6 protein-coding genes are annotated in these 15,783 nt (G+C 57.4%); 5 read left to right on the top strand and 1 reads right to left on the bottom strand.

Annotation, left to right across the window (positions count from 1 at the left end; translation table 11 throughout):
- The 3 genes from PMI18_RS22610 to PMI18_RS22615 form a co-directional block, all read left to right on the top strand.
- Positions 1-11,866 (top strand): hemagglutinin repeat-containing protein (locus PMI18_RS22610; RefSeq protein ID WP_007897161.1); only part of this gene is annotated, 11,866 nt, incomplete at its 5' end.
- Between the two features lie 4 nt (positions 11,867-11,870).
- A complete protein-coding gene (locus PMI18_RS29900; protein WP_007897160.1) occupies positions 11,871-12,419 on the top strand; it encodes an Imm42 family immunity protein in 549 nt (182 codons plus the stop codon).
- A gap of 156 nt (positions 12,420-12,575) precedes the next feature.
- Positions 12,576-13,136: a hypothetical protein gene (locus PMI18_RS22615; RefSeq protein WP_007897158.1), complete on the top strand. Its 561-nt coding sequence runs from the start codon at positions 12,576-12,578 to the stop codon at positions 13,134-13,136.
- Between the two features lie 60 nt (positions 13,137-13,196).
- Here the strand turns inward: PMI18_RS22615 and PMI18_RS22620 are convergent, their stop codons facing one another.
- Positions 13,197-13,469, bottom strand: coding sequence for a hypothetical protein (locus PMI18_RS22620; protein ID WP_007897156.1), 273 nt, complete (start codon positions 13,467-13,469; stop codon positions 13,197-13,199).
- A 326-nt stretch (positions 13,470-13,795) separates the two neighbouring features.
- Here PMI18_RS22620 and PMI18_RS22625 point away from each other — a divergent pair, with 326 nt between their 5' ends.
- The gene (locus PMI18_RS22625; protein WP_007897154.1) at positions 13,796-15,502 is read left to right on the top strand and encodes a ShlB/FhaC/HecB family hemolysin secretion/activation protein; all 1,707 of its coding nucleotides are present in this window, start codon (positions 13,796-13,798) and stop codon (positions 15,500-15,502) included.
- 25 nt (positions 15,503-15,527) lie between these two features.
- Positions 15,528-15,783: hypothetical protein (locus PMI18_RS22630; protein WP_007897152.1), on the top strand; the 256-nt coding region annotated here is incomplete at its 3' end.

Raw genomic sequence — 15,783 nt, 5'->3', positions numbered from 1 at the left:
TGGGCATCTCAGCCTCGCGCAGGCTTCTGCCACGGGCGCCGTGAACGTCAAAGCCGTCAGTCTCGACGCCCAGGGACCGGTTTACGCCGGCACCGCCGTCAACGTGCAAACCCAAGGCAACTTGACCAACCAGCAAACCCTCGCCGCACGGGACAGCATCACGCTGAGCGCCGGCGGTGTGCTGAGCAACAACGGCATCATCGAGGCCGGGGTCAACGCCGACACCAGCCGCAACGCCAACGGTGATGTGAGCCTGAGCGCACAGAACCTCAACAACACCGGCAAAAGCGTGGTGGCCAGCCGCACCCTGACGGTCAATGCCGCGCAGGCGTTGAATAACCAGGGCGGCACCTTAAGCGGGCTGCAGAAAACCAGCATCACCACCGCAACCCTGGATAACCGGAACACCGGCCGGGTACTCGGCAGTGGCGCTCTGGAGTTGAACGCCACGCAGGTGCTCAACACCCGGGGTGTCATCACCAGCAATGGCAACCTCACGGCGAATCTCGGCCACCTGAACAACCACGATGGCGAAGTCTCCAGCGCAGGCACCACCACCATCACCGCGACGACGCTGGACAACAGTGACGGCCAGGTGACGGGCGACGTTGCACTGAACATCGGTTTGATTGGGGCGCTGAATAACCAGAACGGTGTGCTGGGTTCTGGCCAGAGTGTGAGCATCAGCGCCGCCAGCCTGGATAACAGCCATGACGGCAGCCTGGTCAGCGATGGCAGTTTCACCGCACGTATCAATGGCCTGTTCGACAACCAGAACGGCGACCTGAGCGCCAAAGGCGTGGTCGACCTTCAGACCGGCAGCCTCGACAACCGCAATGGCAGCCTGACCGGCAAGGATCGGCTGACCCTGCGCAGCGATTCACTGGACAACCGCACCGGCAAAGTACGCGCTGGCAAAGACCTGCAACTGACCGTCGGACAACTCGATAACCGCCAACAAGGTCTGCTCAACAGCCAGGCCGCCCTCAACTTCAACGGCACTCATCTGGATAACCGCGGCGGCTTGCTCAGCGCGGCGGGTCCGGTGCAACTGGAGGCGGCCAGCGTCGACAACAGCGGCGGTCGTATCTCCAGCCAAACCGATCTGACGGCCAAGGTTGCACAATTCACCAACCAGGGCGGCGAACTAGTCGCCCAAGGGATGTTGACCCTCAATGGCAAGGGGCTCGATAACCGCAACGGCGGCCTGGTAGGTGCGACAAAAGCGCTGAAACTCAACGTCGATGAGGTGGACAATCGCGGCGGCGAAATCTCCAGCACCGCTGATGTGGCGATCGAAGGCCAACGCCTGAACAACAGTGACAACGGCAAGGTCCTGGCCGGCACCGAATTGAGCCTGAAAGTGGCGCAGATCATCAACCAGACCCAGGGGCTGTTGTTCGGCAAGGGCGCCACGACAGTGACGGGCCAGAGCCTGGACAACAGCGGTGGCAGCCTTGTCACTCAGTTTGGGCTGGATATTCGTCTCGACAATGCCTTGAGCAACATTGAAGGGCTGATCAGCAGTGAAGGGATGCTGACGGTCAACGCGGCCAGTCTCGATAGCACTCGCGGCAGCTTGTCGAGCGCCGGCGTGCTGGCGCTGACGACGACGGGAGTGCTAAACAATCAGGGCGGTTCGATCACCACCGACAGCGGCCTGACCCTCAAAAGCGCAAGCCTGAACAACAGCCAGAACGGCCTCATCAGCGGCAAAAGCGCGACCACCGTTATCACCGGTACGTTCGACAACACCCAGGGCGGCCAATTGATCAGCGGCGATACGCTCCATCTGACCGCGACCCAAGTCAGCAACGGTGTTGCCAGCCGAATCGCCAGCGATAAGGCCCTGACCGCCAGTGTCAGCGGTTTCGATCAGCAAGGCGGTCAGCTGTTCAGCAAAACCTCCCTTAGCCTGGACCTGAATCAGGGCCAACTGAACAACCAGAACGGGCTGATCAACGCGCCGTTGCTGATGTTGAAAAACCTCAAAGACGTCAACAACCAGAACGGTGAAATCTCCAGCGCCCAGGCCTTCACACTGGCCGCGCAGAACCTGGATAACAGCAACGGCAAGTTGATCAGCAATCAGGGTTTGACCCTGCACATCGATCAACTGCTCGCCAGCATCAAGGGCCTGATTGCCGCTCAGACACTGGAAGTGCACAGCGATCGTCTGGATAACACCGACGGCTTGATCAGCAGTCGCGGCACCCTCGGGGTGACGGTGGACGGTCAGCTCGTCAATCAGGACGGCACGTTCATCGCTGACGGTGACGTGCACATCAGCGCCGATAACCTGGACAACACCCGAGGCCAGATCGCCGGTAAAACCGATGTCACAACCAACGTCGCGACCCTGAACAACCAGGGTGGTCAGTTGATCGCCACCGGTGGGCTCACCCTGACCGGCATCAACCTCGATAACCGGTTGGGTGGCCTGGTCGGTGCGACCAACGCCCTGCAACTGAACGTCGAATCGGTCGACAACCGCGGTGGCGAATTGTCGAGCAAGTCAGATGTGACCCTGGTGGGCAACCGTCTGGACAACAGCGATGGCGGCCAGGTATTTGCCGAAGGCGCACTGGCGCTGACGGTTGATCAGGTGCTCAACCGCGCCAAAGGCCTGCTCTCGGGCAAGACCGACCTGACACTGACCGGCCGCGATCTCGATAACAGTGACGGCTCTGTGTTGAGTCAGAAAAACCTGACGCTCGATCTTACGGGTGATCTGAACAACAGCCAGGGCTTGCTCAGCGCTGAAGGTACGCTCGGGGTCACGGCCGCCAGCCTGACCAACACCCAGGGCAGCGTTTCCGCTGCCGGGCCGCTGACGTTGACCACTACCGGCGCTGTACTCAATCAGGGCGGCGAAATCGTTACTGACGCGGGCATCACACTCAAAAGCGCCAGCCTGGATAACCGCAACAACGGCAGCATCAGCGGCAAGGGCGCAGTGGTCGTCAACACCGGTGCACTGGATAACAGCCACACCGGTCGCCTGAACAGCGGCGCCAGCCTGGACCTGACCGCCACCCAACTGACGAACCAGAACGGCGGCCGCATCGCCAGTGTTGGTGCGCTGTCTGCCAGCGTCACCGGCCTGAATCAACAAGGGGGGCAACTGTTCAGCAACACGTCACTGACGCTGGATCTGAACAATGGCCAACTGAACAACCAGAATGGTCTGATCAGCGCGCCGTTGCTGATGCTCAAAAACCTCACCGACATCAACAACGACGGCGGTGAAATCTCCAGCGCCGAGGCTTTCACGGTTGCCGCTCGCAGCCTGAACAACAGCAACGGCAAGTTGCTGAGTAATCAGAACCTGACCCTGCGCATCGATCAGGCGCTGACCAACCTCAAAGGCCTGATCGCCGCCGCAGCACTCGACGTCAAAGCCGCCAGCCTGGACAACAGCGGCGGCACTCTGACCAGTCGCGCCAACCTCGACCTGAACCTCGACGGGCTGTTGACTAACCAGAACCAGGGGCTGATCAACGCCACCACCGGTCTGACCATCAACAGCAGCGGCCTGAATAACCAGAACGGTTCCTTGCTGGGCAGCGCCATTGCCATCGATTTCGGGGCGGCCACCGGGGACTTGAACAACAGCGGCGGTCTGATCACCACCGCAGGCTTGCTGAGCCTCCAGCACCTGCGCGACCTGAATAACCAGAACGGCGAAATCTCCAGCAGCCAAAGCCTCGACCTGACGGCCCGTGCCCTGGATAACAGCAACGGCAAACTGATCAGCAGCAACCTGCTGACGGTCAACGCCGACACGGTACTCAACCAAGGTGGTCTGTTTTCCGGCTGGCAAGGCCTGAGCCTCACCAGCAACAGCCTGGACAACCGCAACAAAGGCACGCTGTCGAGTCACGACGCCGGTGTGGCTGTCAGCGTCAGCGGTGCACTTCTCAACAGCGGCGAAGGTGCACTGGTCAGCCAGAAAACCCTGAACGTCAACGCGGCCAGCCTGGACAACCGCAACGGCGGCATCCTTTCCAGCGGCGGCGCCCAGACCCTGACGATCAGCGGTCTGCTGAACAACGCCCAGGGCGGTTTGATCGACAGCGGCGCGACCCTGGCCATGCAGGCCATGACCCTGGGTAACGCCGGCGGCACGGTCAACGCCAAACAGAACCTCAGTTTCACCGGCACGGCACTGGATAACACCGGCGGGAACCTGGTTGGCGACGCGGCCGTGACCCTCGACCTGCTTGGTGCCCTGACCAACACCAACGGCAAACTGGCCAGCGCCGGCCCGCTGCTGGTGCAACGCGCCACGCAAATCAATAACCAGGGTGGTCAACTCGCCAGCCAAGGCTTGATGACCCTGCTCACCGGTGGCCTGGACAACCGCAATCTCGGCACCATCGCCGCCAACGATCTACTGATCATCACCACGGACGGTACACTGCAGAACAGCGCCGACGGCCAGATCTACAGCCAGAATGGCGACCTGCAAATCCAGGCCGCCAGCCTCGTCAACGCCAAGGGCACCCTGCAAAGCCAGGGGGCTTTGAACCTCACCATCGGCGGCGATATCGACAACCAGAGCGGGCGCATTGTCGCCAAGGACGGTGACCTGTCCATCAAGGCCACCAACCTCGATAACCGCGGCGGCGTGCTCGCCAGCCTGCAAGCAGCGTTCACGGCCAACCTGACCGGCGTGCTGAAAAACGGATATGACCTGAACAACAACCGCCGCAGCGGCATCACCCAGGCCCAGCGTCTGAACCTGACTGCTCTGGCCGGCATCGACAACTACGGTGGGCGTATCGCTGCGCAAAGCGGCGACGCGATCATCGTCACGGGCAACTTCGACAACCGCAACGGCGGCCTCTATGCCAAAGGTAAGGTCAACGTCACCGGCAACAACTTTGACAACAGCGGCGACAACGACGGTCAGATCGCCGGTCAACAGATCGACCTCAACCTCAGCGGCGCCCTGAACAATCGACTGGGCATCATCGAGAGCGACAGCACCCTGTCGATCAAGGCCGCCAGCCTCGACAACCAGACCGGCCAACTGCGCGCCCTCGGTACCAGTGGCAAAACCAGCTTCCAGATCGGTGGCCTGTTCGACAACCGCAACGGCACGTTGGAAAGCGCCAACACCGACCTGACCTTGGCAGTGGGCAGTTTCCTCAACGGCGGCGGCAGTCTGCTGCACGTGGGTAACGGCACCTTCGACATTTCCACCGCCAACGTCACAGGCGCCGGCGGCACCATCGTCACCCGTGGCGGCCTGACTCTTAATGCCGATAGCTGGAGCAACAGCAACGTCATCCAGGCCGGACGCCTGAACGTCAACGTCAATAACTTCAGCCAGACCGCGAGCGGCCAACTGCTCGCTTCCACCAGCCTCGTCGGTACCGGCGGCAATTGGTACAACGACGGACTGATCGCCAGTGATGGCAGCCTGAAATTGACCTTGGGCGGTAACTACGCTGGCAATGGCCGATTGAGCAGCCAGGGCAATATGGATCTGAGCGCCAGCCAGATCGACCTGGTGGCCAACAGCAAAATCACCGGGGGGGCCAAAACCACCCTGTCCGCGGGCACCCTGAACAACTACGGGCGTCTGAGCTCCGTGGGTGATCTGGACGTCACGGCGACAATCCTGAACAACTTCGGGACTCTCGGTGGTAGCGAAAATGTGCGGCTTAAGGCTGCCACTCTGTTGAACCAGAACGGCCTGATCTTTAGCGGTAAAGACATGACGTTGCGGGTCAACACGTTCACCAACCGCTATGCCGATGTGTACAGCCTCGAGGATATCGACATCGCCAAGGACGAAAACGGCGGGCGTAGCCAGTCGTTCTCCAACATCTCGGCCACGATGGAAAGTGCTCAGGACATGACGCTGAACGTTGACCATATCGAGAACCGCAAGGATGTATTCGAGGCGGTCGGCGGGCTGGTGTCGAGCGACATTGGTGTGCGTTGTTATAGCTGCAGTGAGCTTCCCCAAATGGGCGACCGTCCGCCATCAAGTCATTTGGTATGGGAGGAAAACTATAAGTCGGTGGTTACCAAAGATTCGGCCTCGGCCAGTCTGACGGCTGGCCAGGATCTACTAATCAACGGCTCCGATCTGCTCAACAAAATGTCGACTATCACTGCCGGTCAGGACATAAGTCTCAACCTCGGCACTTTCAAAAACGAGGGCGCGTCAGTTGGCGAATATTCCGTTCGCCGATCCCTCAGTGATCCTGGCGTCAATTGGTCCCAGATCATGACTTTCAATGCGATTAATGATCCGGACTATAACAACACCGACCCTAATGCCTTCTCGCCCGCCGGTGATTATGTACGCCCCTACATCCATTTCTGGAACAAAGATTATGTAGAGACTTTGGTGAGTCCCAGAACCCGCTCAGGAGGAAGAGAGGCCGCCCGCTTTACCTGGTTCGGTTCCATCCGGATTGAAATTGAAGGTGGCCAATATGTATTTGAGCCGTTCGATCTTTCCCAGTATCAAGGGAGCGTTCGGATGGAGGCCCCCGCGGCGGTCAAAAACGCTCAATTTTTCGATGAGGTGATTACCTACCAGAGCCCGTCAACGTACGCGAATGCCGTGGTTCAGGCCGGCGGACAAGTGACCATCAATGCTACGCAAAACCTGTCTAACAGCGTGGTGCGTGAAGGCGTGGCGCTGAACCCCAACGGTTCGCGCCTGGGCTCGACCCAGACCAATGGCAATACACCGACCGTTATCAACATCAATCAGCAACTGCCGCCCGACCTTGCGCAGCAGCAAGTGAACCCGGTGTCGTTGCCAGGCTTCAGCCTGCCGACCGGCCAGAACGGCTTGTTCCGCCTTAGCGGGCAAGACAGCAGCACCCCGGTTACCAACGGTCCGCAAAGCTGGACCATGGGCGGCGGCAGCGTCAGCACGACCCAGCGTGAGCAACCGCTGACCAACGTCCAGCCACGGAACATTCTACTGGGCAGCAACACTCAGGCCTCCGCCAGCAGCGTTGACCTGAAGCCGGTTGATTATGTGGTGTCGAACGTGAGCGTCGGAGCCAGCGCGATCGACGTCAGCACACCGGCTGCCAGTTCAACCGGCTCGGTAGTGCCTGGTCGTTCCACAGCCTTTACCGTCAATCGTGTCCAAGGATTGCCGGCCAGCAGCGGCAAATCCCAGCCGCACAAATACCTGATCGAAACCAACCCGGTACTCACCGACCTCAAGCAATTCATGAGTTCGGACTACCTGCTGTCCGGCCTGGGTTACGACCCCGACCAGAGCGCCAAGCGCCTGGGCGATGGCCTTTATGAACAACGCCTGATCCAGCAAGCGGTAGTGGCTCGTACCGGTCAGCGATTTATCGATGGCCAGACCAGCGACGAGGGCTTGTTCAAATACTTGATGAACAACGCCGTCGCCAGCAAAACGGAGCTCAATCTGTCGCTGGGCGTCAGTCTGACCGCCGAGCAAGTCGCGGCCCTGACCCACGACATTGTCTGGATGGAAAATGTGGTGGTGAACGGCGAGCAAGTGCTGGTACCGGTGCTGTATCTGGCCAATGCCAACAACCGTCTGGCACCCAACGGCGCGTTGATTCAGGGCTCGGACGTCACATTGATCGCCGGCAAGGACCTGAATAACTCCGGCACATTGCGTGCGATCAATAACCTGTCTGCCAATGCCGGCAACGACCTGGTCAACAGTGGTCTGGTGGAGGCTGGCAATCGCCTCGACCTGCAGGCGGGCAACAACATAGTCAACAAGGCCGGAGGCATCATCGCCGGCCGGGACGTCACGCTCACCGCCACTCGGGGCGACGTGATCAACGAACGCACCGTCACCAGTGGCGACAGCCGTGCCGGTAGCAGCCGATTCCACACTGATGTTGTCGACAGCGCCGCCCGGATTGAGGCAGCCAACAATCTGACGATCAATGCCGGGCGCGATTTCAATAACGTCGGCGGGTTCATGAAAAGTGCTAACGACACCACGATCAACGCCGGTCGTGACGTCAATATTACCTCCGCGGAGCAGGTCGTCAGCCATGACCGTGGCGCGAACCGCGAGCAAACCATCACCCAATATGGCTCAAGTGTTGATGTGGGGCAGAGCCTGAAGATCAATGCCGGTCGGGATCTCACTGTCATCGCCAGTCAGATTGACGCCAAGCGCGATGTCACAATGAGTGCTGTCGGCGACCTGACACTGGCATCCGCCGCGGATGAGCAGCATTCCTTTAGCAAGTCTAAACGGGTGACCAGTCAGGAGGACCATGTCAGCCAGGTGTCTACTACCGTCAATGCGGGCGGTACTGTGTCTCTGAGCGCCGGCAAGGATTTAGGTCTGATTGCCAGCCGGGTGAGTGCAGGGAACGAGGCATATCTGGTCGCCGGTGGCGACTTGTTGGTAGGCGCAGCACAAGACGAAGACTACAGCTTCTACAGCAAGACCAAGAAAAGCTCGTCAGGCAAAAAGAGCCAGCTTCAGGAGGTTTCCAGCACGACCAATGTCGGGAGTTCTGTGACTTCCCAGGGTAAATCCGTTCTGGCGGCCGGCAATGATTTGCTGATCGAAGGCAGCAATGTGATTTCCGAGAAAAGCAGTGTCGGCCTGGCAGCTGGTAATGACGTGAAGATTGTTGCCGTTACTGATTCAAGTAGTGTGCGCTACGAAAGCAGCTCAAGTAAAAGCAGCTGGGGCGGTTTTAAATCGAGCAAGGTCAAGGACACGCTCTCGGAAACTCAAACCACCGCAGTGGGGAGTTTGATATCGGGCAATACCGTGGCGGTGAGTGGCAAGCGAGATGTCGACATCACCGGATCGGCTGTGGTTAGTACGGAGGATTTGACAGTCCGCGCCGGGCGCGACTTGACGATCAATGCTGCCGAAAACACCTTTACCCGTACGCAGACGCATCAGGAAAAGAATCGTGATCTGACCGGTGTACTTACCGGTAACAAACTGGGTATCGATGACATCACCGGTAATCAGCATTTGTTTATCGGTGGTCAAAAACACAACGGCACAATGTCCCAAACCACGTTGACCGGTAGTACTGTCGGCTCAAGTGCAGGCAATGTCAGTCTCGTTGCGGGGGGGGATCTGGATGTCATCGCCAGCGACCTGTTCAGCATCAAGAACATGACCCTCATGGGGGCTGACGTCACCATAGTGGCCGGCATGGAAAGCTCTAGCCGGAACACGAAAGACAAAAGCAACAATCTGGGCGTAGGACGAGTGATTGGCGGCGCAATCATCGACACCATCAACACCATTCGCACAGCCGTCAAAACGGCCAATGATGCAGAGGATCCGCGACTCAAAGCGGTGAAGCTGGCACAGGCTGCATTGGCGGGCTACAACCTGGGGGGCATGGGATCCCAGACCGCAGATGCAGCAACGGCTTATGAAAACAAGCAGGGTGGTTCCGCCAGTAACGGCTCGTTGATAAAAATCGGCACCGAGCTTGCCAATACCCACAACAAAAGCACGAGTGAATACAACAGTCAGACAGCCAAGCAAAGCACGGTCAACGCGGGGACCGGCCTCACCATCATTGCAAATGGCAGCGCGGCAGGCTCTCAGGGGGACATTCACGTCATTGGCAGTAGCCTGAGTACGGGCGGCACCGCTGTATTGGATGCCAAACACAATGTTGTTCTGGAGAGCGCGCAAAACACTGCTGAATGGGCCAATAACAACTCCAGCAACAAAACCGCCATCGGTGCCAGTTTCAACATTGGCCAGCAAAACGGTTTTACCCTGGACCTCGGTGCTTCGGGTGCGAAAGGCACCGGGACCGGCAGCTCGATCACCCAGGTTAACACCACGCTGAATGCGGGAGCACTGGTGTTACGCAGCGGTGGCGATACCACATTGGCGGGGGCTCAGGTTAACGCTGACAGCATCAAGGCGGAGATTGAAGGGAACCTCAACATCATTTCCCGCCAGGATGTCGAAACCCAGGAAAACAAACAGAGCAGCGGCGGATTCGGTGCGAGCATTTGTATCCCGCCTTTCTGTTATGGCACGCCGGTGGCGGTTTCGGGAAGCCTGGCTTTCGGCAAGATGGACAGTGACTATCGGGCGGTCACAGAACAGACCGGCCTGTTTGCCGGGGCGGGCGGTTACAACCTGGATGTTGGCAAAAATACAACCTTGCAAGGCGGCGTGATCGCCAGCGACGCCTCCGCTGATAAAAACGTGCTGAGCACTGATCGTCTGATCGTCAGCGACATAAAAAATGTCAGTGAGATCAGCGCGCAATCGGGAGGCGTGAGCGTATCCGGTAGCTATGGTGGCGGGGCAGCAAGCGCTTCCGTAGGTGGACTATATGGTGTCGCGCTAACAGACTCGGATAAAAGCAAAACCCGCAGCGCGGTCAGTGAAGGCACGATCATCGTGCGTAACCCTGAAGGCGCCAGCGATCTGGTGGGATTGAACCGGGACACCGCGAACGCCAATCAGCAAATCGACAAGCCCGACACAGAGGCAATGAACGAACGCGTCGAGCTTATAAAAAGCGCCATCGAACTGACCAAGGGCATCAGTGACGCAATCGCTGCCGCGAAAATGAAAGAGGCCGAGGACCCGAACAGCGAGACCTCGAAGATTGCGATTCAGAAGCTGAAGGATCAAGGGTTCGTCAATCCGACGGCCGAACAGATCAGCCAGCAAATCCAGCGCGACTACGGCATGGGCAGCAGTTTCCAAAAAGCCGCTCAGGCCGTGACGTCAATTGTGCAAGGCGTGCTTAGTGGCAATATAGCCGGCGCATTCGCTGGTGCAGCTGCGCCTTATATCGCTCAGGCCATCCGGGATGCAACTGAGGGAGACAAGACCGCAAATCTGATGGCTCACGCCGTATTGGGAGCGTTGGTTGCCAAAGCTAATGGTAATTCGGCCCTTGCGGGTGCGGTTGGCGCGGTCGCTGCGGAAGAGATCGCCCGAATCATCAAGGAAGAGCTGTACGGTGGCGCAAGCAATGAAAGTCTGACATCAGAACAGAAACAAACCATTTCCAGTTTGGCCACGCTCGTTGCTGGTATCGGAGGTGCATTCACGGGAACTGATTCGCTGGATGCGGTCGCAGCGGCCTTGGGTGGTAAAAACGCAGTAGAGAATAACGGGCTCAGCGACAAAGACGTCATGAACATCGCTCGTGAGCTTAGCGCGGCTAACAAAAAGGGTGAACCGACCGAAGGCATTTGGGAAAGGTACAAGCAACTGAGTGCAAAAGACCGAGCAGAAATGCTCGCAGACTGCGTCGGTACCGGCGGACCATGTACTCTCACCTACCAGGGGTTATTGGATGGCGGTATCGAGTTTGCCCGTTCGCCCATTTCACTGCGTTTCTTCTTTAATCTGTCTGCGGCGGAGGCCGTGGAGCTTGAGCAGTTTGTAACCGAAGAAAATCAGTATGACATGGGCCTCCTGTATCAAGCTTTGCCTCTGTATCTAAAGGCTGGGCTGATACTAAAGGAGGGCCTCGCTGAGGGTGGATTCAAAGGGCGAGACAAAACGTCCGTAGCCGCAATAATTGGGAAAAGCAAAGGGAGCTCGATTCCCCACCGCGACCCTACGACCGCTTCCAATGGGCTAACCTATAAGTCGAATCCTAAACACACTCCTGGTGAAATGGGATTCAGCCCAAAGGCCGGCGTTGAACCAAAAAACTCAATAGAGTTGTTTGGTTCGTCGGTTGAAGGGGACCGTAAACGGTATGCGAAAGATGAGAGCGGAAACGTCCACCAATTTACCAACTCGAATGATGGTACTTGGCATTGGGCAGGCAGCACAGGTGATGCAAGAGTGCCTCTGAATAAGGCTAATATTCCGCAAAGTGTGAAGAATGCTTTGGGGTTGAAAGGGAAGTGGAGGTGAGAAAGTGATTTTTGGCGATCCAATTAAATTTGCCATACTGATGGAGTATGTTCCGCAGTGGAGCGAAGAGGGTAGTTACAGGAATGGGATGTTTCATTTTATTCTTGATTCTACAATTTTGCCAGAGTTTGCCAGTGTTGCTACGTTAGGGGTAGATGTTCGTTGTCTTCAGTTTAATAACGCGTTGGTGGACCATGTTGAGGATTCAGTTTTGTTTCACATGGATGCCAAAACTGCCTTTCAGGATATGCTCGGACGTATGCTGCCGGGAAGGTTAGGTATTGACGTTGATGATGATTTTGTCAATGAATATAGGTTTCGGGTGTCTTCTATTAATCTTGAGGAATTTGATTGTTTTGTATTTGCAGTGGCTTTTGAAGATAAGCTAAGAATAGTTGGTGCGAAAATTTCTGATGATTTTTCTTCCCCCTATGACGTCGAAGATCTTAGGGTTTCTGAAGTGGTAGTTGAAAAAGAAGAAGTCGCGAAAATAGTTGCTGGTGCGGTTGGTTATTATGAGTCGATAAAGGAAATGCCGTGGGGAGCCGACTGAAGGTGGATTTGTTTTTACGGTTCTGTCTGTTAGTTGGAAATGCTATGCATGCTTGGATCTGAAAGGTCTACCTACGGTGAGTTCAGTATCTATGAAGCGCCGCTTTGACAAATATTTTCTCATCAGTCGAACATAAGCTTTCAAGGACATTTCGACGTGAAGAGAACCACACTATTAGCACTGACCCTGATTCTGGTGTTACCAGGCTGCCATTCCAACGTCCGGGACTCTTTCCCCAGTCTGCTGAAAGACGGTGTCCAGCTGAGCCAGAATAAAGGGGCAGTCGATGCGCAACACGCCAAGGTCATCATGAAAGCCTCCGGTAACACTGCTCCGGTAGAATTCGCGATCAGGCGCGCAGCAGATCCTGATCAGCGTATGGAGGTGCTTGGAACCGTGGTGGATTCGGGTCAGGGCAAGGTGTTTGGCTGGATCGCCAAACTCAACGAAGCGGCCAACAGCGCCACGCTTAAACGCTTCCCGCAGTTGGAAGTGCAGGCGGATGCCGATCAGCCATTCCAAGTGTCGGGGTATTCGAATGGCGTGGGTGTTGGGAATACCTATAGCTGCGGTCCGCTCAAAACCACTTTCACACCAGAAAGAAGCAAGGTCTATTTGGTGGAGTTCCAGTTTGTTGGTAGCCGCTGTGAGCAGCATGTCTACGATATAACTCAGCCTCAGGAACGCATTCCCGTAGCGAGCGTGCCTGCTGTGTAAAAGAGATCTATCTATTGCTCACTCTATGAAACGGGCGACCTAAACGGTCGACTTTTTCATTTATTCCGCAGCTTGAGCCCGCAACCGCCTACCAATCACATCCATCAAATCACAGCCATCCCGCAACGGAATCACCAGCAGTTTTGAAAAGTCGGAAAGCACCACCGTATCGCAACCAATTTCAGCGCGAAACGCAATGGTTTCCAGCACCTGAGTAACAGCGCGGATACGGTAGTCAGCCATGGCGTGCAGGACATCGAGTGGAGCTTGGGTGTCGATAAGCAGCGATGCCGGGACCAAGTCGATTCCGGTGAGGGGCATGTATCTATTCATCGGTGGAGCCTCGTTTAGTTTATTGAGACTCGTTTTTCAGGTCGCCAAACCCGGCCGCCATTTGGGCAACGGGCGGACTATGAGCTTCATCGTTCCAGCGGTGCTAGTCGCCTGATTCCGAGATGGGCGTAGGAGATTTATCCATCACTCACTGCCACAAACATCGCCACCTCATGCAACGAAATGCCTAATCAAAAGGCGAGCGCAACACCCCTACCGTTCATCGACCCCCACCCCCAAATGGATCCATTCATTGACGCCAGAATAGTGGCCAACTAATATCGCGCCACTATTATGCTATCAATCTCCATTTCGAGGGAACGAACATGTACCCACCCGCCCTCGTGGCGAGGTTGTGCCTGGCTTTGCTGTGCCTTTCTCCGCTGAATCTTGCTCACGCCGCCCCCACCCCCGGTGAAACCGATCTGATCCGCGAACGTCAGGATCGCTTGCTCGAAGAGCAGCGTCGGCGTCTCGAGGAGCTGAAGGAATTACCCGGCAAGGAAGTCAAACCCACGCCTCCGACGGCCCCAGCCGACGCGCGTTGTTTCCCCATCAAGGACATCGAGCTCAAAGGCGCCGACAGTCTCTCGGACAGCGATAAAAATCGTCTGCTCAAGCCTTATATCGGTCAGTGCCTGGGCGTCACGCAGCTCAACGAGTTGCTGAAAGTCATCACCGATTACTACATCGAAAAAGGCCTGGTCACGAGCCGAGCCTATTTGCCGCAGCAGGATTTGTCCGGCGGGCATTTGAAGGTGCTGGTGGTCGAGGGCAGGCTCGAAGGGTTGAAGGGCGCGGAGGGCAGCAAGCTGTCGGACCGTGAACTGGGAATGGCTTTCCCCGGCAAGAGTGGTGAGCTGGTCAATCTGCGGGAAATCGAGCAGATGGTGGATCAGTTGAACCGCTTGCCGTCGAATCAGGCGCAGATGGAATTGTCGCCGGGCAAGAACGTTGGTGGCAGCGAAGTGCTGGTCAAGAACACGCCACAGAAGCCTTGGCGCGCCGGCTTGTCCCGCAGTAATGACGGCCAGCGCAGTACCGGTGAGCAGCAGTGGGGTACGACGTTTGATTGGGACAGCCCGCTCGGTTTGGCTGATCAGTTGATGCTGCGTGGCGGTCACGATGCGATGACCGATCACCAGCACACCTCCAACAACGCGATGCTCAATTACAGCGTGCCGTGGGGCTGGTGGAATTTCAGTTACACCTACAGCCAGAGCGAGTACCGCTCGCAAGCGCAGGCCAACGGTTTCAATTTCAAGCAGACCGGCGACAGTGAAAACCATCAATTGCGTGCAGAGCGGGTGATCCATCGCGATGCCCTGAGCAAGACCTCCCTCAGCACCGGTGTCTCGTACCTGCGCACCAATAACTTCATCGAAGACAGCAAGCTCAAGCTGAGCAGCAACCGCATCAGCGAAGCACAGTTCGGCATCAACCACGGTCGGCGGGTCGGCAGCGCGTTCGTCAACCTCGACTTGGGTATGCAGGAAGGCATCGGCGCATTCGATGCTCAGGGCAACGGTCACCCGGGCCCCGGCGAGCCGAATGCGCGTTACCGCAAATACACCGCCACCGCGAGTTATTTGCAGCCGTTCAAGTTGTGGGGCGAGTCCTTCAGTTTCAGCAGCCTGATGACCGGTCAGCGCAGCGAAGACGTGCTGTTCAGCCCGCAACGCACCAGCCTCGGCGGGCAGTCGTCGATCCGTGGCTACAAGGATCAATCCTTGTCCGGCGACAGCGGCGGCTACTGGCGCAACGACCTGCGCTGGAGTCGCCCGGTGACGCTGGAATGGCTGCGCCCGGTATTCGCCGAATACGGCACCAGCCTCGGCTACGACCAGGGCGTGATCCGTGGCGATCGTTACAACGGCGATCAGCACGGGCGCATGTCCAGCAACTCCGTGGAGCTGTTTGCCCGGGGTCAGCACCTTGCCGCCAGCGTGACCTTTGCCCATTCCCTGGAACGCCCTGACGTGCTGACCGAGCGCGAAGCGCCGATCTATTTCCGCGTGGATGTCTTCCTCTAAATTCTGTTTTAACGAGATTCAAATCATGGACGTTCGTCAACTGGCCTTTCTGGCTGGTCAGCCTTCTGCTGCCGTCAAAAACCGCGAGCACTTCTGGGGCATGCCCAAGCGCGGTTTGGCATTCCTGTTGGCCAACGTCATGTTTTGGCAGCCGATGTGGGCGCAGGCGGACGGGATTGTGGTGGCTTCGCCGGGCACCAGCCTTGGGCAGGCGGGCAACGGGGTGCCGATCGTCCAAATCGCCACGCCCAACGGCAGCGGCCTGTCGCATAACCAGTTTC

It is taken from the genome of Pseudomonas sp. GM102, assembly GCF_000282555.1.
GTDB lineage: Bacteria > Pseudomonadota > Gammaproteobacteria > Pseudomonadales > Pseudomonadaceae > Aquipseudomonas.
The sequence above is the reverse complement of the archived record's forward strand: the minus strand, read 5'-3'. Positions and strand labels throughout refer to the sequence as shown.